Genomic DNA, 21,416 nt, shown 5'->3' with positions numbered 1-21,416 from the left:
CGCCATCGCCCTTGCAGGGGCCAATTATTACGATTGTCGCATCCCCCAAAGCACTTCGGCAGTGGCGCTGTGCGGAACGCCCGGCGCGGGGTCAGAAGCCAACATACAAGGAGACACGCTCATGCTGCCACAGCTGTATCGCCACGCCTGGATGGACGGCGAGATCGACGCCTTTCGCGAGCAGGTGCGCCGCTACGTTGCCGCCGAATTTACTCCCCGGCTCGACGAATGGCGCCGCCAGGGCTACATCCCGCGCGAGGTCTGGCGTCCGTTCGGCGAGATGAGCTTTCTGCTGCCCGAGATGCCCGAGACCTATGGTGGTGCCGGCGCTAGCCTCGCCTACCAGCTGGTGGTGCAGGACGAACTGGCCAAGGCCGAGATGCCGGTCAATATCGCGGTGCACACCATCGCGTCGCATTACATCCTGGACTTCGGCACCGAAGCGCAAAAGCAGCGCTGGCTGCCCAAGGTGACGAACGGCGAGATGCTGGCCGCAATCGCGATGACCGAGCCGGGCTGCGGCTCGGATCTGAAGGCCATCTCCACGCGGGCCCGGCGCGACGGCGACCACTACGTGATCGACGGCGCCAAGACCTTCATCACCAACGGCTTCACCGGAAACCTGCTGATCGTCGCGGCGCGCACCAGTGGCGCGGGCAGCAAAGGGGTGTCGCTGTTCGTATTGGAGACCGAGAACCTGCCAGGCTTTCGTGTGGGCCGCCTGCTTGAAAAGATCGGCATGCAGGCCTCGGACACGGCGGAGCTTTTCTTCGACAGCGTGCGCGTTCCAGCCGACCAACTGCTGGGGGGCGTTGAAGGCCAAGGCTTTGGGCAACTAATGGGCGCGTTGCCCTACGAGCGCATGGTCATTGCAGTGCCGGCGGCGGCCGTCATCGACCGGGCGTTGGAGCTCACCATCGAATACACGAAGCAGCGCAAGATATTCGGCGCGCCTCTGTTCGACATGCAGACAACGCGCCAAAAGCTGGCCGAGATGGCGACCATCGCGCATGTGGTGCGCAGCTTCGTCAACGACTGTACCCAGCGACTGCTGGACGGCACACTCGACAACGAGGCCGCCTACATGGCCAAGTGGTGGTGCACCGAACAGCAGTGCCGCGTGGTGGACGAGTGTCTCCAATTGTTCGGCGGCTACGGCTACATGGCCGAGTACCCGATCGCGCGGATGTATGCCGCTTCGCGAGTGCAGAAGATCTACGGCGGTGCCAACGAGGTCCTGAAAGACCTGGTTTCGAGGAAGCTGTGAACATGCCGCACACGTCGCACACGCTGCAGTTGCCGCTGCACGGCGTCCGTGTGGTGGAGTTTGAGGGCATCGGTCCAGGCCCTCTGGCCGCCAGGATGCTGGTCGACATGGGCGCCGAGGTGATCGCGCTGGCACGGGCCGAGCAGGCTGCTGGGGCGCAGCGGCTGGGCGGGACGGTGGAGAACCCGCTGCACCGCGGTAAGAAGGTCGAGGTCATCGACCTGAAGTCGCCAGGTGGCAAGGCGCGCGCACTGGAGCTGATTGCCCAGGCCGACGCCCTAATCGAAGGCTTTCGCCCAGGGGTGATGGAGCGGCTGGGCTTTGGCCCCGCAGATTGCGCGGCGCGCAATCCCCGACTGGTCTATGGCCGGATGACGGGCTGGGGCCAGGACGGGCCGCTTGCCCAGGCCGCGGGCCACGACCTGAACTACGTCGCGCTGACGGGCCTGCTGTCGCTGTCGGCGCACAGGGGGCAGGCGCCCATCGTGCCGCCCTCGGTACTCGGGGACGGTGCCGGGGCGCTAGGCATGGCTTTTGGCATCGCCTGCGCGCTGGTCGATGCACGGGCCACCGGCCGTGGCCGGGTTGTGGACGCAGCCATCGTGGACATCGTGGCCATGCTGGGCACGCTGGTGCACTGGATTCGCGCCAACGGGCAGATCGACGGCGCACAGCCGAGCCCGTTCCACGATTCGCCGTTCTATGACGTGTACGTCTGCGCCGACGGTGGCTTCATCAGCCTCGGCGCGATCGAGCCGCCGTTCTACGCATTGCTGTTGTCCAAGTTGGGCCTGGCGGACGTGAACCCTGCAGACCAGTACGACACGGCGGCGTGGCCGGCGTTGAAGGAGCGCATCGCGGCCCTCATCCGCACCCAGCCCCAGGCGCACTGGTGCGCGCTGCTTGAAGGCAGCGACGCCTGCTTTGCACCCGTTCTCAGCCTGGCCGAGGCAGTGCGGCATCCGCACAACGCGGTACGGGGCATCTACCAGACCACCTCTTTCGGCGCCATCGAAGCGGCCCCGGCCCCACGGTTCCAGGCACTCAACGCAACCACCACCCAGGAGACAAAGAAATGACTGCTACCACCCACATCGTCCGCGGCTGCCCGTCCACCACGGGCAACGACCGCCAGCTCAACACCACGACGCTGATCCGGCACGCCGCGCGCACCCATGGGGACCAGGAGATCGTCTACCGCACACCCGATGGCGGCTGGGATCGCTACACCTATGCCGACTGCTACGCGCGCGTCTGCCGCAGCGCCAATGCGCTGCGCGCGCTCGGTGTCGAGCCCGGCGACCGGGTCGGCATCCTGGACTGGAACAGCCGACGTCACTTCGAGCTGTACTGGTCTATTCCCGGCCTGGGTGCTGTCATGTTGCAGATGAATCTGCGCCTGGGCCCAGAGGACCTGGGCTACGTGGTCGACCACAGCAAGGTGTCCTACGTTTGCGTGGACGAGTCATTACTACCCATTGCCGAATCCGTCGCAGCGAATTCGCCCCAGATCAAGGGCTGGATTGTCATGACCGACAAGCCGCTGGACCAGATCAAGACCACGCTGAAACCGCTGCTGCACTACGAAGACCTGCTGGCCGCCGCCGACACCCAGATCGACTGGCCCGAGATCGACGAAACCTCGGCCTACAGCGCCTGCTACACCACCGGCACCACGGGCAGGCCCAAGGGCGTGTACTACTCGCACCGCGGCATCTACATGCATTCCACGGGCATGGCCACCAATCTGGGCATGACGCTGGACGACTGTGTGATGCTCATCACCCCCATGTTCCACGGGCAATGCTGGGGCTTGCCGCAGGCCGCCACGCTGCTGGGCGACAAGATCGTGCTGCCGGGCCGCTATGTCGCCGAGGACACCAAGCCCCTGGTTGACGCCATGATCGCCGAGGGCGTGACGGTCGCCAACGGCGCACCGGCCATCTTCCAGCCCATGCTGCAGTACATCGAGACGATGCCGGTCAAGCCGGACTTCAGCCGCATGCGCATGCTGTCCGGCGCCTCCGAGCCGCCGCTGTCGATGATGATCGGTTTCTACAAACTCACCGGTGCCGAGGTGGTGCATGGCTACGGCGCCACCGAAGCCACGACGCTGGTGACGATGAACCGCCTCAAGTCCACGCTCAAGAAGCGCCTGACCGAGGAAGAGCGCTGGAACCTGAAGCGCAAGCAAGGTCTGGTGCTGACCGGGGTGGACATCCGCATCGTCGATGCCGACGACAAGGACTTGCCGCATGACGGAAAGTCGGCAGGCGAGATCTGCGTGCGCGGCCCCTGGATCACGGCCAGCTACCACGACATGCCCGACTCCGCAGACCGCTTCCTGGAAGGCGGCTGGTGGCGCTCGGGCGATGTCGGCACGGTGGACGAGAACGGCTACCTCAAGGTCACCGACCGCATCAAGGACGTGATCAAGAGCGGCGGCGAATGGATTTCTTCCATCGACATGGAAAACCTGCTCATGGGTCACCCCGCCGTGCGCGACGCCGCAGTTGTCGGCGTTCCGCATCCGAAGTGGCAGGAGAGGCCGCTGGCCCTGGTGGTGCTGAAGCCTGGCCAGCAGGCGACCCAGGAACAACTGCAGGAACACCTGACCAGCGCCTTCGCCAAGTGGCAGTTGCCGGATCAGGTCCTGTTCGTCGAGGCCATCCCCAAGACCAGCGTCGGCAAGCTCGACAAGAAGCGTATACGCGCCGAGCACGCGGATCGCTACGCCGAGTGACGCCGGCTTTTTTATCCAGGAGAACAACATGAAAGACCATGAACCCGTCATCGTCGGTGCGCTGCGCACCCCCGTGGGCAAGCGCGGCGGGCGCCTGCAGAAATGGCATCCCGTCGATTTGTTGGGCGAGACGCTGCGCCAACTGGTCGAGCACTCCGGCATCAACCCGGCCGATCTGGACGATGTGATCGTCGGCTGCGTGCTGCAGTGGGACCAGCAGCACGGCAACCTGGGCCGGCATGCCGTGCTGGCGGCGGGGCTGCCCGAATCCGTTCCGGCGGTGACGGTCGACCGGCAATGCGGCTCCGGCCAGCAGGCGGTGAGCTTTGCTGTGCACGGTATTCAAGCGGGTGCCTACCAGTTGGTCATCGGCGCCGGGGTGGAGTCGATGTCGCAGGCGCCCATGCCGCCGTCATTCAAGCCTGGTGCGCCGCTTGGCGCGCAATACAGCCCGAGCGAACTGGCGCGCTACCAGGACAACCCGCTGATACCGCAGGGCGCTTCCTCGGAGTTGATGAACAAGCGCTTTGGCCTCACGCGCGAGGCCCTGGATGCCTTCGCCGTGCGTAGCCATCGGCGGGCCACCGAGGCCTCGCAGGCTGGCCGCGTCAAGGATCAACTGGTGCGGCTGACCGAGGATCCGGCCGATCCGGACAGCCCGGTCGTCGCCGCCGACGAGGGCGTGCGCGCGGACCCCAACCCCGAGAAGATGGCCACGCTGAAAGCCGTGTTTGCCGCCGACGGCGCCACCACGGCCGCCAACTCATCGCAGATCAGCGACGGCGCCGCCGCGCTGCTGATCGCCAGCCGTGCCTACGCCAAGCAACACGGCCTGAAGCCGCGTGCGCGCTTCGTCAGCACCGCCGTGGCCGCCGCCGACCCGGTGATCCAGTTCACCGCTGTGCTCGACGCCACCCGCAAGGCACTGAAGGAATCGGGTCTGACCCTCGACGATATCGATCTGTTCGAAGTCAACGAGGCCTTCGGAGGCGTGCCGCTGATGTTTCAGCAGGAGTTCGGCATCCTGGACGACCGCCTCAACGTCAACGGCGGCTCGATAGCCATCGGCCATCCGCTGGGCTCTACCGGCGCGCGCATGCTCACTGACCTGCTGTGCGAGCTGGAGCGCCGGGGCGGCCGCTATGGCCTGCAGACGATTTGCGAGGCCTCGGGCACGGCCAACGCCACCATCATCGAGCGGCTTGGATGAGCGGGGCCACCATGAGCGAAGCCAGCGAAGTGCTCGTCAGCCGCGATGGCGCCATCGCCACCTTGACCATCAACCGCCCGCGCGCGAAGAACAGCTTGAACCGCGCGGTATTCGATGGCCTGCGTGCGCAGCTTGTGCAACTGCGCGACGACGATACCGTGCGCGCGGTCATCATCACCGGCGCCGAGGGCGTGTTCTGCGCCGGGGCCGACATCACGGCCTTCGATGCGCTGCGCGCCGAGCCGCTGCTGGGCGATCGTGCGGCGGCAGGCGGCCACTTTTGGTCGGAACTGGAGCGCTTCCCCAAGCCCGTCATCGCAGCGGTGGAAAAGCTCGCGCTGGGCGGCGGCACAGAATTAGCGCTGGCCTGCGACATCGCGATCGCTGGCGAGTCCGCCAATTTCGGTGTGCCGGAAGTCAAGCTGGGCGCCATTCCGGGTGCCGGGGGCACGCAGCGCCTGATCCACGCTATCGGCAAGTCCAAGGCCATGGCCCTGCTGCTGACCGGCGATTTCATCGACGCCCGCATGGCTTGCGATGCAGGCATGGTCGCCGAAGTGACGGCTGATGGCCAGGCCCTGCCGACGGCGTTGGCGATGGCCAACCGGATTGCAGCCAATTCGCCGCTGGCCGTGGCGCTGGCGAAAGATGCGGCACTGGCCAGCTTTGAAACTCCGCTCGCGCAAGGCCTGGAGCATGAGAAGCGCAATTTCCTCGTCGCTTTGCGTTCGGCCGACAACCTGGAAGGGCAAGCGGCATTCCTAGGCAAGCGCACACCCAACTTTACCGGCCAATAGCGCCTGTTTCTCACCCATCGAGGAAAAACCATGCAACTGAACTCCGACATCTCTGCCGTCATCACCGGGGGCGCTTCCGGCCTGGGAGCCGCCACGGCCCGGCGTTTGGCCAGCCATGGCGTCAAAGTCGCCATCTTCGACATGAACGAAACCGTCGGCCAGGCGTTGGCTAGCGAACTCGGCGGCGTTTACTGCAATGTGGACGTGATGTCCGAGGAGCAGGTGGACGCCGCCTTCGCCAAGGCCCGCGCGGCCATTGGGCAGGAACGCATTCTGGTCAACTGCGCCGGCACTGCCGATGCCGTCAAGACTGTCAGCCGCGACAAGAAAACCGGCGAAATCCGCCCATGCGCGGCAGATCGTTTCAATCGCATCATTCAGATCAACCTGGTGGGCACCTTCCGCTGCATCGCCAAGTCAGCTGCGGGCATGTTGACGCTCGCGCCGCTGGCCGATGGCGACCGCGGCGCCATCGTCAACACCGCTTCGGCCGCCGCGCAGGACGGCCAGGTCGGCCAGGCCAGCTATGCGGCCAGCAAGGCAGCCATCGTGGGCATGACCCTGCCAATCGCGCGCGACATGATGGACGAAGGGATCCGGATCAACACCATCATGCCGGGGATCTTCGGTACACCGTTGCTGCTGGGCCTGCCGGACAACGTCAAACAGGCGCTGGCGGCCAGCGTGCCCTTTCCCAAGCGTTTAGGCGACCCCGATGAATTCGCGCAGGCCGTCGAGTTTCTCGTTACTTGCGGCTACATGAATGCCGAGTCCATTCGTGTGGATGGTGCCATTCGCATGGCGCCGCGCTGACGCTGAAATTTTGATCAATCAGGGAACGTCAGCATGCCTGGAAATCCGGTAATTCTCGAAAAGAATGGTGCCGTCGCGACCATAACACTCAACTCGCCAAAAAAAATGAATGCGTTGAGCACGTCGGTCGTAAACGTGCTCGCTGGTGTCATTGCAGATGTCGAACGCGATGGCTCGATTCGAGCTTTACTGCTGCGCGGTGAGGGCCGGATGTTCAGTTGCGGAGGTGACATCGAAGAAATGGTGGCCGCGGGCGATGCGTTGTCTACTTTGGTCGATGACGAACTGAGAGTGGCCGAAAGCATGATTCCTCAATTCGCCAGCCTGCCGTTCCCGGTAGTCTGCGCTGTACAAGGCGCGGTAGCCGGAGGCGGTCTCGGGCTTGCCTTGGTCTCTGACTACCTGATTGCCGCAAGTGGGACGAAGTTTGTGGCGGCCCATACCGGCCTCGGATACGCGGGGGATTTCGGCATCAGCTGGCTACTTCCACGCGCAGTGGGTGGACGACGCGCACGAGACATGATCTTGACCAATCGCGTAGTCAGTTCGGACGAGGCCTTGGCCTGGGGATTGGTCGAGAAAGTGGTTCCTGGCGAGAGCCTGCTGGACGAAGCGCGGCGTATGGCGGTGCAATTTTCGGTCGGACCAACGCAAGGTTATGCGGGCGCCAAGCGCCTGCAACTCGCTGCCTTCGAGAGTGATCTGGCGACCTCATTGAGGCTGGAGGCGGCCGAAATGAATCGAGCCTCGAAAACCACAGATTCGCTGGAAGCGGTCCGCGCGTTCGTCGCAAAGCAAGTCCCGCAGTTTGCCGGACGCTGAACGGCTGTAGACGCATCCGGTCGGTGGGTGCTTAATTGCTGCTGGCGTCAGGTAACGGATAAACCCTGCTGCCGTCGGATTTGCCAGGATACGGTGCCACCATGTACCTGCGCAGAAATCAGCATGCCGAGTCGTTGTTCGATGACAGGCGTCCATGGCACCAAGCTGAACCCCATACCATCATCGAGCATGGCAAAGCGGCCACTGGCGAGCATGAGGCTGCGTCGGTAGATGCCGGTCACGCGCTGGCCATCGGCCGCCAGACGGTGTTTCAGCCCGGTTTCGGTGGCAATATCCTTGGCAGCCCGAATCACATCCCGATCGCGTAGTGTCGCCAATAGATTGCGCGCGAGGATTACGCGCTGCCCGCGCCGCTCTGCCAGCCCCTGTTCGGCCAGGAATTCGGCGCGCTGCTGCATCGCCTGGTTGACCTCGCTGCCAAAGCCCAGGTTGCCCAGGCCCGAGCCGCCGCCGATCAACTGCTGGTCGAGCCAGGTGGCTCCGATCACGCGGGCCTGCCGCTCGATGGGCAGGTGCGATTTCAGCTCCACCGCCACGCCGCCCAGGCGCTGCGCATCGTAGCGACGGCCCTGCTCGGGCAGGTCGCCCGGCACCTTCCATAGCCCCTCGGCCACCCGTTCCACGATACCGGCACGGCGCAAGGCTTCCAGCCGGCGGACGTGGGACGCGACCACTTCCTGCGGATCGCGGCCGGGCAGGGCCTGACCCTGCGCGATGGCAAGGTGGTGGTCGGTGCGGTACAGGCCATCGCTCGCCAACGCGGCGATGTTCTTGTCGGCCGCGCGCACGTCAGCCGATCTCCTTGCCTCCACCACAGCGCCGGTCGGATAGTTCGCCAGCTCGTCGCGGGCGTTGAGCGCAACGTAGTGGGCCATGCCGTCCACGCCGTCGATGACCAGATAGCCCCGGTCGTGCAGTTCGTCGGCCAGCCCCTTCGCGGCCACGCGGCCGAGGATGGTTCGGCCATCGTCCCCAGGCTCGAACACCGCCAGTTCGCGCGGCTCGCCGCGCATGGCCCGCTGCATGGTGCGGATGATGTCGCCGCGCTCGCCCAGGGCGCGCAGGGTCTTTTCCGCATCGTTGTGGACGGTCCACGTGCCGGGCTGGGCCTCGTCGGCCAGGCCCAGGCGCTGCAAACGCTGCAACCTGCCGATCAGCAGCAGACGCTGGCGTTGCAGTCGGGGTTCGTTGAGCCGTTCGACATGCACCATGCCATCGTCGCCGGCCTCGCGCTTCAAGGTGCGATCCAGGCTCGTCCACCGCTCCTGATCCACCTCGCGCCGCAAGGTCTGCTGGATCTCCAGCTCGGTGCGCGGGCCCAGCCATTCGGTCGCCAGTTCGGCGGCGCGATGGCGGAACCCATCGGCGATGTAGTCGCCCGCGATGATGAGGTCTTTGCCGGTGTCGTCGCGCCCGCGCACGACGATGTGCGTGTGCGGGTTGTCGGTGTTCCAGTGATTGACGGCCACCCAATCGAGGCCCGTGCCAAGGTCGGCCTCCATGCGACCCATGAGGTGCCGGGTATAGGTGCGCAGGTCTTCCAGCTCCGCGCCATCTTCGGGCGAAAGGATGAAGCGGAAGTGATGCCGGTCGTCGGCGCAGCGTTCCTTGAACGCATCGAGGTCGGCGGCATCGGTCTGCGGCCCGTAGGCTTGGCCCGACTCGCCATCGCGGCCCACACCATCGCGCTCGATATAGCGCAGGTGCTTGGCAAGCGACTGCGGGCTGGCTCGGTGCTGATTGAGCAGCAGCGTCTTGATGGTCACACGCCGCGACATGGACGTGAGCTTCGCCCCCGCGAAGCGCGCCGCCGTGTGGCCGCGTCCCAAGCGTGAGCCGGGCCGCTGGCCGGAGCCGGCACTCTTGCTACTGCCGCCAGGACGGCGCACCGCCGACTTGCCGCTGCTGGCCTTGCCCGCCTGCTTGAGTACCTTGGAGACGAAGCTCTGGCCCCGGTTCTTCGGGGCGCTGGGACGGATGCGGAAATCGTCGTCGCGGCGGTCGGTCATGGCTGTGCTCCTTGCAAGTTCTGGCGTGTCCGGGCGTGCGAAGCACGCGGACATGCCCGCATCGGCGCGGGCTTCGCGCCTCACGCGGCACGGCGGCGAAGCCGCTGCGTGTCGCGCCACCCCCATGTGCAGACTGGCTTTGCGGGCCGACAGGTGCCGCACCCTTTTGTCTTGCCTTCCGCCTTTGCCTCCCGCTCGCGCTCCCGGCAGCGGCGGCCCGGTGGCGCTGCGCTGCAGGCAGCCAGCGCCCCGGCGAACGCGTCCAGGGCCACCGGCCCGGCGCGTTCGAGGCAAGACGCCTGCACGTGAGAGAGCAGCGTGAAGTGCAGCGCCCAAGCCGCAGGATGGGCGCTTGCACTGCACGCGGGGCGACAGGTTGAATGCCACCGGATCGACACGTCCGATGGCAGGACAAGATGCACGGCGACGTGCAGCGAGTCGGTGGCCATCACGGGCGTTTCTCCAGCCAGACCGGATGCGCGATGCCGATCACGGCGGATGCGCTGATCGGCCCGAAATACCGGCTGTCGAACGACGCCGGGTTGGTCACGCTGAGCAGGAACAGTTCGCCAGGCCGAAGCTGCCGGCACTGCGGCCAAGATGGCAGCGGACGGCCCAGCCGATCGGCAGGCAGCACGGCGGCCGAAGGCACGCCGTCGATGCGGACGCTGCCGCCCGCGATGCAAACCTCCTGCGGTGCGATGGCGCCCACGCGCTTGAGCAGCGGCACACGTGTCGGCAGGTAGCCGCGCTGCGCAGCCAGCGCGGCGGCATTGGCCGGCAAGCGGGTCAGGACGATGCTGCTGACGTGCAATGACGGTGGCAGCGAGCCGGTGCGCGGATCGAGCGGATCGACGCGATACCAGCCGACCGCCACACTGTCGGACGGGTTGTAGGTCAGGCGCGGCAGCGGATGCACGAAGGACGCCCAGGCTAGCGCAGCGAGGCCGCAGGCGGCGAAGCCTGCGAGCACGATGCGAGCGCGCCGACGTGAGCGGGTGCGCGAGCGAGGACGCGGCGAGCCAATGGTGGAAACGGCGGTCATGGCAGCGCCCTCCCAGCCAGCCAGGCGGCATGCCGCTCGGCGGTGTATTCGGGCAGCGGCAGGTGCGCGGCGAGCCGGTTGGCGAGCGTGCGCCAGTACGCGGGCGAGGCGGCGACAGGCGCGATGCCCAGCGCCTCGATGGCGTCGATGCGCTCCAGCACGGCGCGCACTTGCCCCTCGCCCTCGGCGTGCAGCAGCAGGCGCGCGCCTTGCTGCACGCCGGCGATGCGCTGCGCGTCGTCCAGCGGCGTGCAGGCCTGCATCACCATGAGCTGCCAGCGCACGGTTCCGTAGTCGTTGGCTTGCCAGCGGATGCGGCAGAACAGCGCGCCCGGCAAGAACAACGCGCTGCGCCGCCAGCGGTCGAGCTGGTGCGTGCGCGCGGGTTCACCGAAGCGCAGGTAGAGCTTGAAACGGGCCTCGATGTAGGCCAGCGCCACGCGCGTCAGCGGCGCGCGGGCCGGCTGGCCGCAAGGCGCGATGAATGATGGCTGTGGCGCAGCCGTGGCCGCGTCAGCGGCAGGCTCGCAGGCCGGCGAAGTGGATGCGGTCATGGTGTGTTCTCCCTGCGTTGTTCAGGAAACTCCCGCTCCAGCAGGCCACGCAGCAGGTCGGCCACCGTCACGCCTTGCGTGAAGGCCGAGACCTTGATGCGCGAGCGCATGGCGGGCGTAATGTCGAGGGTGAGGCGAGCCGTGTAGACATCGCCTTTCTGGAGGTCGTCGGCGCTACCTTGGCGAATCCACGCCTCGGCGTGCGGATTCGCGGGCGGACGCGCGCCGATGCCGACGCGCTTGGCCGCACGTTTGTTGCTGGTTGGCGGCTTCTCAGTCATGGCGTCCACCGCAGCAGTTCGTCCACCAGCGCGGTGATTTCGCGGGCGGCGGCGCTGTCCGGCGCCGTCTCGCGTGCAAGCCGGCCAGCGGCCACGCTGTCGGCGAACACGATGCGCTGATGCACTTCCGCGCGCAGCGCAGGAAGCGGCTGATCGGCCAGCGCACCGCGCGCTTCGCGCCCGATCACGGTGGTACTGACGCGCCGGTTGATGACGAAGGCCGTGCGCAGCGCAGGCCGGAACACCTGCGCCTCGCGGATCAGCGCCACCATCTCGGCGCTGGCCCACAGGTCGTAGGGACTGGGCTGCACCGGGATCAGCACCCGCTCGGCCGCCAAGAGCGCAGAGCGCGCCAGCGCTGCGATCCTGGGTGGCCCATCGATGATGACGTGATCGGCCCGCCTGGCGAGTTCTGGCGCTTCCTGATGCAGGGTTTCGCGTGCAAGGCCCACGGCGCTGAACAGCCGTGGCAAGCCTTGTTGGCTGCGGCGCTGCGTCCAGTCCAGCGATGAACCTTGCGGATCGGCGTCCAGCAGCACGACGTGCTGGCCGCGCATCGCCAGCTCGCCGGCGATGTGGGTGGCGAGTGTGGTCTTGCCCACGCCGCCTTTCTGGTTAAGCAGCGCGACGATCATGGCCTGGCCCTCCGCGTTAGAAAGCCCGGCTGTTGCCGCTGCATTTGTGGCCGCGCGGCGGTTGTCCACCGAGGTGCGGCGCTTCTACTAAAAGTTAGAGCATTTAAGTTAGGGAAGTTAAGGGAGGCCGAAACCCGCGCCAGCATTGGCTTGGCGGGCGATGGACACGCCTGATAGCACGATAGTCCCACGCCTGATAGCACGAGACCTGGCACGCCTGATAGCACGAGCCCGTCCACAGGCTTCGCACCGTTTATCCCCGTGCCGTCTACGGCACGGGACGCACCGGGCGGAACGTCAGCAGCTCGGCCCCGTCCATCCGCTCGATGCCCAGGACGTAGCCGGGCAGCGACTGCCGCGCCACCAGCGCGCGCAGGTCGCAGGCGAAGTCGTAGGGCTTCGCTGTGCTGCCCGACTTGCGGTGCAGGTGACGGAAGTCGAACTGCCAGCCGCCGGGCTGGTGCCCGCCGTGCTTGCGCACCAGGCGGTACAGCCAGCGCTCGATGCCACCCGTCAGCCGGAAATACCCCGCATCGATGGTCAGCACCAGTGCCGAATCCAGCACGCCGCCATAGAACCAGTCCGGCAGGATCAGCTCGATGCCCAGCGGCGTGCCGCGGACGTCGGCCAGCTCCTTCCACTCGTTGATCCACGAGAAGCGGTGCAGACGCCTTCCCGTGGTCTCGCGGATGGACGTGGCCACCGTGGTGGACTGCAGGCGATCCAGGGCCGCCTTGAGGCGCTGGTAGTCGCGCAGCGACGTACCGCGCCCGATGAAGCGCAGGATCTCGTAGGGCGTGGCCTGCATCAGCCGCGACGGGCGCAAGCCCGCATCGCGCGCCTCCACGATCTGGCTGGCCGCCCAGATCAGCACGTCCGCATCCCAGATCGTGGCGATGCCGTGCTCTTGCGTGCCCTCCACGCGGATCGTCACGCCGCTGGCCTGGAAGTCGATCGGCGCCGTGCGCCGCGACTTCGCCAGCGAGAAGAATGGAAAGGCCATCAGGTCCTGGCTGTCGCGCGGCGCCATGTCGCCCGGCAAGGCGCGGAACAGGTCGAGCTGTTCGCGTTCTTGCCTGACTGCCCCTGGAGGGCTGGACATGGCGAAGGCCACCCGCGCGCCAGAGATCAGCGCGCACGGCTGTCCGCCGCATGGTGCTCGGCGTACTCGGGATCGGAGGTGCTGTCGAAGCTGCGCTCGGCGGCCCAGGCGTCGAGGTCGGCCACGGCGTACATCACGCGGCGGCCGAACTTGCGGAACTTGGGGCCGCCACCCAGCACGCGCTGCTTCTCCAGCGTGCGCGGCGACAGGCGCAGGTAGTCGGCGGCTTCGTCGTTGGTGAGATAGCGCTGCGGCTGCGCAGCAGCGGTCGAAGCAGTTACGGGAGCGGCGGCAGGCCGCAGGGGGGCAGGACGCATGGGGTGTACCTCCATAGCTTTCAAAGCTCCGGCCACACAGCGCAACCGGATGGAGGCAGTCTCAGAAAACGAAGCTCCGCTGCTCAGGGACGTTTTGCGTCCCCATCAAAACGTCCCTTCTCAAGCGGCGGGAGCTGTGCTAGGCGGCGATAGCCGCCGCGCATCAGCGCATTGCCGCGCCGCACGAGGCGGCGCACGCGAGCGCGCAGGTCGCCATCGGCGTGCCAGTCGGCCGCCACGGCGTCGGCACCGAACAGATCCTCGGCCACCTCGCGCAAGGACGCGCCCGCCAGGGTCGCGTCGAGTGCTTGCAGGGTATGCAACTCCAACATGGCGGCGGGCGGTGGCCGGGGCCTTGCAGCATGCGTCGATGCCGGGTCGCGTGCAGGTGCAGCGCTGCCGCGACCTCCGCCGCCACCACCACGATGGGCATAGGCGACCGCCATGCCGTCCTCCAGGCCGGGCGCCAGCGCGAAGCGCGCGCAGTAGCCGGGGCCGCGCGCGATCAGCGCCAGCCCTTTGCCGTCATGCAGTAGCTGCTTGTGACCGGGAATGCGCCAGAACGCGAAGGCCGCCGCATCGGGCGGCGGATCGGCGTCCGGGTAGAGCTGCACCACGGCATCGTGGCCAGGCAGCCAGGCCGGATGCGCATCGCGCGCATCCAGGGCCGGGTCTTCCAGCAGGCGCAGGCCCCAGCGGTGCGCCGCGTGCTGTGCGGCCTGGTATGTGGGCTGCCGGCGATGGTGGCGCAGCCAGTCGAGCCGGTAATCCGGATGGCGGCGCAGGTACTCCCAGGCCAGTGCGAGCGCATCCAGGTACGGGACGTAGAGATACGCCGCCGTTGGATACCAGTGCGCAAGGTGGTGCGGCTCGGCCATGACGCAAGCTCCCCTGGAATCGCAGGAAAGCCGTCACGGGTTTCGCACGCCAACGTCACCGCATCGAACCAGCATCCAATCGTGAATAAGCTGGTAGATTAGTAACTTGCGTGTCAAGACGAAAAGCAATACCGTCTGTTGTGCGGATCGTCTGAATGCGACGGTGGCGCGCGAGGAAATGCCGCCTCCTGCACCATCCACCGTGCCCCATGGCGCGCGCCGCGTCATGGCCGGTTTCGCCAGAGTGGCACCGGTTTGGTGCAACAGTGCCGACTAAGACCTGACAAGTCTGGAACAAGACCGAAATAGCCTCAATGCGCCCGGTTTGGCCGTGGCGCGAACGGCTCAATCGAGGATGGAGCCATTCTCCTGGGCCAGTCGGGTGTACTCCGATAGCGTGCGCGCCGCCCGGAAATACCGATCCCGCATCACAGGCTGGCGGCGCGGCCCGACGATGGACGCGAGGTCGGACAGCTTGATCTCTCCCAGCTCGGGCATGCCGATCCCCAGGTCGATCAGGCCGTAGGCCGTGTCGGCGTCGGCCGGGTTCAGCGAAGCCAGCAGCCAGGTGGCGTGCGCGTCCGGGGTGAAGAGTCGTACGACGGGCTGCGGGTCGATGGCCTGGCCGGCAGCGCGAACCGCGCCGTGCTCCAGCAGTTGCCTGCGCTCGTCCTCGGTGATGAGTCGGTCCACGGTTTGCCCCTCATTCGCACAAAACCGCCGAAGCGTGAAAGCACAGAAGCGTATCGACGGATTGGAGGAAAAACACGCAAGCGGCTTTGCGCTTCTGTGCGAAGCCGTGGATGCGGATTTCCGTAAAAGCACAAAAGCGGCAAGCCGGCATGAATGAACACTATAGATTGTAGCCCTATAGGGCGCAATCAACTGTCATCTTGGATTTTGGGGAGATCCAGGGTTGGCAGCGAAACATACATTGTCGGAGGCACTGAAGACCATCAGGAAAGCGCGTGGATTGAGCCAGGAGGCGTTCTCCGACGTCTCCAGCCGCACCTATATGAGCACGCTGGAGCGTGACATGAAAAGCCCGACGCTGAACAAGCTGGCCGAGCTGTGTGAGGTCATGGAGGTCCATCCGCTCACGCTGCTGACGCTGGCCTATGCCGGTAAGGACCTGCGGCAGGCCGACCAGCTGCTGGCGCAGGTGCGACAGGAGCTGGAGACGGTGACGAAGAAGGGTGGCACGCCCTAGCGTGCGCGCCTGCGCCGGCATGGCCGATCCGGCTCAGCCGGATCGGCGGTGTTCCAGGGGCGCCAAGCCTGCGCGGCGGGGATAGCCCGCAGGGCTTTCCCCCGGAGGCAAGCGAAGCGCGCAGCGCTGCAGGCGCGAAGGCGTGAGGGATTGGAGCCGAATGGCCGTGACGGCATAGACGGCACGGGGCGCAGCCCGCAAAGCCCGGCGGCGCACCGCGCCGACACGCCAGGCCCAGACAGCCACTGCAGACGCTACCTCTGGATAGGAAGACCAGGAAAGCCAGGAAGAACCGGAAGACGCGGCCCGCCATGGGCCACGGCCTGTTGCTGCCGCGTTCGGGACGAATTGACAGCGCAGTGCCCCGCCGTGTGGCGGGGCACTGCGGGCGGCGGTCACGCCGCCTGGGGCTTGCTGCGCGACCAGATCAGGTCGTGCGTGCCGTTCTCGCCTTCGATCAGGCGGGCGTAGACCGTGGCCGGGAACGAAGGATCGTCGAGGGTCACGGAGACGTACTCCCGCCCGGCCTCGCTGGTCTTCTTCCACGCCGCGCCGATGTCGTGACTGGCCGCCTGCAGGCGGAAGTCGGGGGCCTTTTCGTTGTCGCCCTTGTCGTTGGGAACCAGCTTGACCTTGACGTTGAGCGTCAGGGTGCGAAGCGTGCCGGTGAAGCCGTCTTTGTCTGCGGTGAAGCTGCCGATGTTGGCCATGATGATTTCTCCTTACGGTGGAACAAGGTTCGCGCCCATCGCGTCCTTGTTGTGATCCGGCCGGCGGGGGACGGGCGGGCTGCACCGCTTGCGGTCGAAACGCAGTGGAGAGCCGGGAGGCGAAAAGAATTTGTCGCGCGAGGAATCTGCGCAGCGGAGGGGAAATTGTTTTCGCCGGACGGTTGCAGCCATGAAGCCCGAGGCGCAGCCGCGCCACCACCAGGATTCACAACAACACAAGGACGCTTTGGGCCGAACCGCACCGCAAGGAGACGGGGCCGGCTCGGCATCCCCGCACGAAGGCTGCGCCGGCTCGCCCACTAACGCGGGCCAGGTCACCCCCCCGACGACAGGCGAGAACGCCCCCGCTGCACCTTGCGGCGCCGGTCTTGAGGCGTAGCGTGGAAACTCCATGGCGATGCCGGGCAGGGATGACGTGAACTGGCGTCAATCGTCCTTCGCGACTTGATGGGCAGGAACCGCCAGCGTTGAGGACAGCACGCATTTGCACAACCTGCCGCAGCAAGCGCCGGCGTGTTCGCCAGCGCCCCGTCCATCGCAGCGGGGCGCTGCACGGCCGATCCGGCGCATGCCGGTTCGGCGGTATCGAGGGGCGCTAAGCCATGCGCGGCGGGGAGAGTCCGCGGGACTGTCCCCCGGAGGCAAGCGAAGCGCGCAGCGCCGCAGGCGCGAAGGCGTGAGGGATGGACGCCGAATGGCCGTGACAGCGAAGTCGGCACGGGGCGCAGCCCGAGAGCCCGACGGCGCGTTGCGCCGGCACGCTCATGGTTGTCGAACTACGAACCGCCAACCACCATGAATCAATCAACTTACGCACAATATTGACATTTCATGCGTAATATAATAAATTCACGCACAACACAGCAAAACGAGGTGAATCATGGCGTTCCGAGCAGATGAAGCAGCACAAGCAGGATACGAAGAGGTGGAGAAGTACCTTGTCCCCCGCCCTCGGGATGCGGACGAATCGCAGCGCCTCCGGAGCAAAAGGGCGCTAGAAGACATCGTGACTGAACTCGGGCCGGTAGTTGACCGATACCCCTCATGGCACCCGCTGGTACGCAATCACGATGACCGCCATCCCGTTACCACCCCCAGCGATCGCTGCGGCTACAAGGGCCTCGATCACACGCGGTACTTCGCCCACGGATTCATCACCTGCCCCTATGGCGATGGCCAGAAGGTCCTGGATTCCGTGCTGGCCCTGCCTCGCCACCACGCCGCGTACATCACGGCAGAGAAGCTGGATGTGCAGTTCTACAGCGCGGAGGCAACCCCGATCCTGGTCAAGTGCAACTGGGAAGAGCCGTTGCCGATGGATAAGATGATCCCCCTGGCTATCGCTGTGCCCCTGATCTTGGAGAAAGAAGTTCCGTGCTGGACCTGGTCACAGGTCGCGGAGACCTGGGAGTCGATGCGTTCGTATTTCCTGGGCGCCCCTCACGGCGCAAGGTCGTCGCTGTTTGTGAGCCAGGAAACCGGACAGGGAATCAAGAAGGTTTGGGAAACCCTGATCTACACGGGAATGTTTGGCCCGATCAAGGTGTGATCGTGCCCTCGCCATCGACCGATGCGCCAACGCCGCAACCGAGGCGGTAGCGAAGGCTGCGGCGTTCTGGCTGGTCTTCGGGGTTCAAAGCCGGGCGCGGCCACGACCGCGCCCGGCTTTTTGAATCCACCCGGCCCAGGTCGGAACGGCCTGGGCCGGGTGCTGGCGTCATTCCTTCGTCTCGATGATCCACCACACGGCCCGCGCCAGGGCGCGGCCCGTGATGGGGTGAACGTCCGTGAGGTCGGCGCGGGCCGTCCAGCCCGAGGGTGGACGGTAGCCGCGCACATCGCCCGCGCCGTGCCAGCGGCGGGCGCGCACCGTGCCCGGTGCATAGATCGCCGCCATCCGCGGGCGGCTCGTAGTGTCGGTGGTAGGCATGGGTCTGGCTCTTGCAAGCCAACGCCCCGGCCGGGGCCGGGGCGTTGGTCTGTATCGAGGGTCAAGCGGCCAACGCTTCGGCCGCTTCATCCACCACGGCGGGGGCTTCTTCCGGGCCTTCCTCCGATGCGGCCTCCTGCGGCCCCTTGGCCTTGAAGATGGCAGGCATCCAGCCCGTGCCACCGGCCAGCCGCTCGGCTTCGCTGGCAATGTCAGCCTTCTTGAGCTTGCCCAGCCGGTTGACGTGATCCGGCGCGAACTCACCCACGGCTTGCAGGATCGCGGCCTTCGGAACGTGCTTGAAGTAGCCTTCCGCGCTCGGCTTCCACCATGCGGCCATGTCGAGGCCCACGGCCTGCGCCAGTTCCGCGCCGGGCTGGTGCGGCGTGGCGCGCGGGGTTACCACGTCCACCGCCCCCGCCACGCACACGGCCAGCAGTTGGACCAGCTCGCCTTGCTCCATCGCCAGCAGCGCGGAGAACAGTGCGGCGCTGTCCTCGGGCAGCTTGTCGCCCCATGCCTGCTGCACCTCGCGCAGCGCCACGGCGGCGGGCGAATCCGGCCAATCCGGGGCAATGCCTTCCAGCCGGTCTTGCACCGTGAAGCGAACACCCAGCGGCAGAGCGTCGCGGCTGGAGCCATAGCGGCGATCCTGCAAGACGCTCTGCACCATGCCATGCACCAGCGCGGCCAGCGCCACTTGCGGATGCCGGGTGACTTCGATTTGCAGCGCGGCGGTGCGGTGCGCGCTCAGGCGTTGCGCCAGCCGGTCGGACACGGCGGGAGCTTGGGCTTCTTCTGCTGTCTCGCCGTCCTCGACGTTCGCACCTTCACCATCGGCAAAACCTTGGCGCAGCTTTTCCAGCGTGCGCAACGCCTTGGCCTCGGCCTCGCGCAGCAGCCCGCGATGAATCACGGCCTCCCCATTGCGGTCGATGGTGACGATGGCGCCGGCGGCGGCGCGGACGTTCGCGCCGTAGCCCAGCAAGCCATCTTCCAGCGCCTGCAACTGCTCGCCCAAGCGTTCGCCCTCCTCCTCCAAGGCTTCGGCCTTGTCCTCGTCGTCGGCGTCCATCGCGGCATCCACGGCTTCGCCGATGCCCTGCATCTTGGCTTGCAGCTTCTCGATGCGCTGTGCCTCGCGCTTGTTCGGCGTGCGCCGTTCCCTCGGAGCACGCTGGAAGGCTTGCAGGTCGGCATGGGTCATGGCGGGGGTGGCATCCACCCAGGCCCAGCCCTCGGTGCGGATAGTGTCGGCAATGCCGGTCAGTTTCTCACGCACCAGCGTTTCCAGCAGCACGGTGTCGGACACGTACACGCCCGCATCGCCCTCTGCGAGCAGGTCGCGGCGGATGCCACCGCCTTCGGCTTCGTAGGCGTCCAGCCCGACGAAGCGCACCAGCGCATGCGAGGCCCCAATCTCGCGCTCGGTCAGGCGCTCGCGCAGCGTGGATGGACTGCGCTGCCACTGAGGCGCATCGTAGAACGCGGCCTCCTGCGCTGCGTGATCGTCGGTGATGGCCAGAGCCATCAACTGATCGAGCGTGACGGCATCGGCGCGGTAATTGTCCATCAGCCGGGGCGAGACGTTCGCCAGCTTTAAGCGGCGCTGCACCACCAGCGGCGTGACAGAGAAATCCGCCGCAATGTCTTCGATGGGCCGGCCCTCAGCCACCAGCGCCGCGAAGGCTTCAAACTGGTCAGCCGGGTGCATGGCTTCGCGCTGCACGTTCTCGGTGAGACTGGCTGTGCGGGCCATGCCATCGGCCACTTGCAGACAAGGCACCTGCCAATCCTTGGCGATGCGGTGCTTTTTCGCCAGCAGCTTGAGGGCCGCGAGGCGTCGGCCACCGGCCACCACCTCGTAGTGCACGCCATCGGAGGTGGGAATCACGATCAGGTTTTGCAGCAGGCCCACGCGCTGGATGCTTGCGGCCAGTTCGGGGATGGACATGCGCGGGACGGTCTTGCGCACGTTGCGGCCCGTGGGGCGCAGCACCAGCCGCGACAGCGGCACCAGGATCATGTGCTTGCTCGGGTCGGCAGCTTGCAGCACGTTGGCGGCGCTGCTGGCTGCGGTGTGGACGGCTTGGGCTTCGGTGGTGGTAACGGCGTTCATGGTGAATCTCCAATCGAGCGAAACAAGGGAATGGAGGGGAACCGCCCCTCCGGCGGGGGTAACGGTTCAAGCCTTCAACTGGCGCATGCCATCGGCCAGCAGCCACAGGGCGCGGTTCAGGCGAATGTCGGAATCGATGCCCTGCACGGGGCGGGTCTGCTGCCTGCGGCCATTGGCAGCACGGCCGGACAATCCGCCCTTGGTCAGGTTCTCCTGCGTGCGGTTGAACACACTCCACAGGTCGGGGCGGCGGTCGTCGAAGCGGCGCGGCATCAGGATTTGCGATTCCGTGATGGGCGCGGGCTTGGTCGGATCGTCGTACTTGAGGGCCAGCGCGGCGCGGGCGAACACCTGCGATTCACCATCGTCCAAGGTGACGCCGCGCATCAGGTCGCGCGACTCCTTCACGCGGTCAAAACCGTGCAGCACCTCGAAGGCGCCTTCGATGATCTGGCCCGCCACGTCGCCCTTGTGCGGCACCCGCACATCGGCCACGGTGTCGCCGCAGACAAGGCCATTGCTGCAAACGAATCGGAACTGGCCCGCCAGCATCTGGTAGCTGCTGGTGCCGTCGTGCGAGTTCAGCAGAATGATTTCGTTGGCCTCTGCACCGTTGATCTGGCTGGCATGGCGCAGGCGCAGCATGTGTTTCGTGTGCTCGCGCTTGCCTTCGTTGCGCACGCGGGTTTGCGTCACCATGAAGGGCTGAAACCCTTCCTTGCGAAGCTCGGTCAGCACCGCCACCGTGGGGATGTAGGCGTACCGCTCGGAGCGGCTTTCGTGCGGGGCGCCCGCGAAGATGGACGGGGCCACCCTGCGAATCTGGTCATCGGACAGCGGGGAGTCGCTGCGCAATGCCGGGGAATAGGAAGCGAAACGGGATGCGAGTTGCATGGTCTTTCTCCTGACAAAGTTGGCTATTGAAGAAACCG

23 protein-coding genes are annotated in these 21,416 nt (G+C 66.4%); 10 read left to right on the top strand and 13 right to left on the bottom strand.

The window, feature by feature from the left end; genetic code table 11:
• Positions 1 to 121: 121 nt before the first annotated feature.
• Genes C8C99_RS06160 through C8C99_RS06130 form a run of 7 tightly spaced genes read left to right on the top strand, consistent with a single transcriptional unit; the run spans position 122 to position 7,652 of the window.
• A complete protein-coding gene (locus C8C99_RS06160) occupies positions 122 to 1,267 on the top strand; it encodes an acyl-CoA dehydrogenase family protein (RefSeq protein WP_015014599.1) in 1,146 nt (381 codons plus the stop codon).
• A 2-nt stretch (positions 1,268 to 1,269) separates the two neighbouring features.
• On the top strand, positions 1,270 to 2,346 hold the full coding sequence (locus C8C99_RS06155) for a CaiB/BaiF CoA-transferase family protein (protein WP_015014600.1): 1,077 nt from the start codon (positions 1,270 to 1,272) through the stop codon (positions 2,344 to 2,346).
• The gene (locus C8C99_RS06150) at positions 2,343 to 4,010 is read left to right on the top strand and encodes a long-chain fatty acid--CoA ligase (RefSeq protein ID WP_015014601.1); all 1,668 of its coding nucleotides are present in this window, start codon (positions 2,343 to 2,345) and stop codon (positions 4,008 to 4,010) included. The genes C8C99_RS06155 and C8C99_RS06150 overlap by 4 nt, the downstream gene beginning before the upstream one ends.
• 28 nt (positions 4,011 to 4,038) lie before the next feature.
• Positions 4,039 to 5,220: a thiolase family protein gene (locus tag C8C99_RS06145; protein ID WP_015014602.1), complete on the top strand. Its 1,182-nt coding sequence runs from the start codon at positions 4,039 to 4,041 to the stop codon at positions 5,218 to 5,220.
• On the top strand, positions 5,217 to 6,017 hold the full coding sequence (locus C8C99_RS06140) for an enoyl-CoA hydratase/isomerase family protein (protein ID WP_043565471.1): 801 nt from the start codon (positions 5,217 to 5,219) through the stop codon (positions 6,015 to 6,017). The genes C8C99_RS06145 and C8C99_RS06140 overlap by 4 nt, the downstream gene beginning before the upstream one ends.
• 30 nt (positions 6,018 to 6,047) lie before the next feature.
• Positions 6,048 to 6,830 carry an SDR family NAD(P)-dependent oxidoreductase gene (locus C8C99_RS06135; protein WP_015014604.1) on the top strand — a complete coding sequence of 261 codons (783 nt, stop codon included), beginning with the start codon at positions 6,048 to 6,050 and terminating at the stop codon, positions 6,828 to 6,830.
• 33 nt (positions 6,831 to 6,863) lie between these two features.
• On the top strand, positions 6,864 to 7,652 hold the full coding sequence (locus C8C99_RS06130) for an enoyl-CoA hydratase/isomerase family protein (protein WP_015014605.1): 789 nt from the start codon (positions 6,864 to 6,866) through the stop codon (positions 7,650 to 7,652).
• A gap of 47 nt (positions 7,653 to 7,699) precedes the next feature.
• On the opposite strand, the gene C8C99_RS06125 is transcribed toward C8C99_RS06130, so the two are convergent.
• From C8C99_RS06125 to C8C99_RS06075, 9 genes are all read right to left on the bottom strand, one after another.
• Positions 7,700 to 9,682, bottom strand: coding sequence for a relaxase/mobilization nuclease and DUF3363 domain-containing protein (locus C8C99_RS06125; protein WP_108625259.1), 1,983 nt, complete (start codon positions 9,680 to 9,682; stop codon positions 7,700 to 7,702).
• Between the two features lie 448 nt (positions 9,683 to 10,130).
• The gene (locus C8C99_RS06115; RefSeq protein ID WP_108625258.1) at positions 10,131 to 10,727 is read right to left on the bottom strand and encodes a S26 family signal peptidase; all 597 of its coding nucleotides are present in this window, start codon (positions 10,725 to 10,727) and stop codon (positions 10,131 to 10,133) included.
• Positions 10,724 to 11,281, bottom strand: a complete 558-nt coding sequence (locus C8C99_RS06110; protein WP_108625257.1) for a DUF2840 domain-containing protein — start codon at positions 11,279 to 11,281, stop codon at positions 10,724 to 10,726. The genes C8C99_RS06115 and C8C99_RS06110 overlap by 4 nt, the downstream gene beginning before the upstream one ends.
• On the bottom strand, positions 11,278 to 11,562 hold the full coding sequence (locus C8C99_RS06105; RefSeq protein ID WP_108625256.1) for a chromosome partitioning protein ParB: 285 nt from the start codon (positions 11,560 to 11,562) through the stop codon (positions 11,278 to 11,280). The genes C8C99_RS06110 and C8C99_RS06105 overlap by 4 nt, the downstream gene beginning before the upstream one ends.
• Positions 11,559 to 12,197, bottom strand: coding sequence for a ParA family partition ATPase (parA, locus tag C8C99_RS06100; RefSeq protein WP_108625255.1), 639 nt, complete (start codon positions 12,195 to 12,197; stop codon positions 11,559 to 11,561). The genes C8C99_RS06105 and parA overlap by 4 nt, the downstream gene beginning before the upstream one ends.
• 268 nt (positions 12,198 to 12,465) lie before the next feature.
• Positions 12,466 to 13,299, bottom strand: coding sequence for a replication initiator protein A (locus C8C99_RS06090; protein WP_046543531.1), 834 nt, complete (start codon positions 13,297 to 13,299; stop codon positions 12,466 to 12,468).
• Between the two features lie 26 nt (positions 13,300 to 13,325).
• On the bottom strand, positions 13,326 to 13,616 hold the full coding sequence (locus tag C8C99_RS06085; protein WP_108627063.1) for an AlpA family transcriptional regulator: 291 nt from the start codon (positions 13,614 to 13,616) through the stop codon (positions 13,326 to 13,328).
• An 83-nt stretch (positions 13,617 to 13,699) separates the two neighbouring features.
• Complete coding sequence (locus C8C99_RS06080; protein WP_108625253.1) at positions 13,700 to 14,494, bottom strand: DNA -binding domain-containing protein; 795 nt, start codon at positions 14,492 to 14,494, stop codon at positions 13,700 to 13,702.
• 345 nt (positions 14,495 to 14,839) lie between these two features.
• Positions 14,840 to 15,187, bottom strand: coding sequence for a DUF2958 domain-containing protein (locus C8C99_RS06075; RefSeq protein WP_108625252.1), 348 nt, complete (start codon positions 15,185 to 15,187; stop codon positions 14,840 to 14,842).
• A gap of 34 nt (positions 15,188 to 15,221) precedes the next feature.
• Here C8C99_RS06075 and C8C99_RS24315 point away from each other — a divergent pair, with 34 nt between their 5' ends.
• A complete protein-coding gene (locus C8C99_RS24315) occupies positions 15,222 to 15,344 on the top strand; it encodes a hypothetical protein (protein WP_255411681.1) in 123 nt (40 codons plus the stop codon).
• Positions 15,345 to 15,410: 66 nt separating this feature from the next.
• On the top strand, positions 15,411 to 15,704 hold the full coding sequence (locus C8C99_RS06070; protein WP_108625251.1) for a helix-turn-helix domain-containing protein: 294 nt from the start codon (positions 15,411 to 15,413) through the stop codon (positions 15,702 to 15,704).
• A gap of 395 nt (positions 15,705 to 16,099) precedes the next feature.
• Here C8C99_RS06070 and C8C99_RS06065 read toward each other — a convergent pair whose 3' ends face one another.
• Positions 16,100 to 16,414, bottom strand: coding sequence for a DUF736 domain-containing protein (locus C8C99_RS06065; protein ID WP_108625250.1), 315 nt, complete (start codon positions 16,412 to 16,414; stop codon positions 16,100 to 16,102).
• A gap of 901 nt (positions 16,415 to 17,315) precedes the next feature.
• Here C8C99_RS06065 and C8C99_RS06050 point away from each other — a divergent pair.
• A complete protein-coding gene (locus C8C99_RS06050; RefSeq protein ID WP_061289688.1) occupies positions 17,316 to 17,984 on the top strand; it encodes a hypothetical protein in 669 nt (222 codons plus the stop codon).
• Positions 17,985 to 18,152: 168 nt separating this feature from the next.
• On the opposite strand, the gene C8C99_RS06045 is transcribed toward C8C99_RS06050, so the two are convergent.
• The 3 genes from C8C99_RS06045 to C8C99_RS06035 all read right to left on the bottom strand — a co-directional run bounded on the left by C8C99_RS06045 (position 18,153) and on the right by C8C99_RS06035 (position 21,378).
• A complete protein-coding gene (locus tag C8C99_RS06045; protein WP_046543538.1) occupies positions 18,153 to 18,365 on the bottom strand; it encodes a hypothetical protein in 213 nt (70 codons plus the stop codon).
• Positions 18,366 to 18,426: 61 nt separating this feature from the next.
• A complete protein-coding gene (locus tag C8C99_RS06040) occupies positions 18,427 to 20,484 on the bottom strand; it encodes a ParB/RepB/Spo0J family partition protein (RefSeq protein WP_108625249.1) in 2,058 nt (685 codons plus the stop codon).
• 66 nt (positions 20,485 to 20,550) lie between these two features.
• Positions 20,551 to 21,378: a DUF932 domain-containing protein gene (locus tag C8C99_RS06035; RefSeq protein ID WP_108625248.1), complete on the bottom strand. Its 828-nt coding sequence runs from the start codon at positions 21,376 to 21,378 to the stop codon at positions 20,551 to 20,553.
• Positions 21,379 to 21,416: the final 38 nt, after the last annotated feature.

The organism is Acidovorax sp. 107, from assembly GCF_003058055.1.
In the GTDB taxonomy this organism is placed as follows: domain Bacteria; phylum Pseudomonadota; class Gammaproteobacteria; order Burkholderiales; family Burkholderiaceae_C; genus Acidovorax.
The sequence above is the reverse complement of the archived record's forward strand: the minus strand, read 5'-3'. Positions and strand labels throughout refer to the sequence as shown.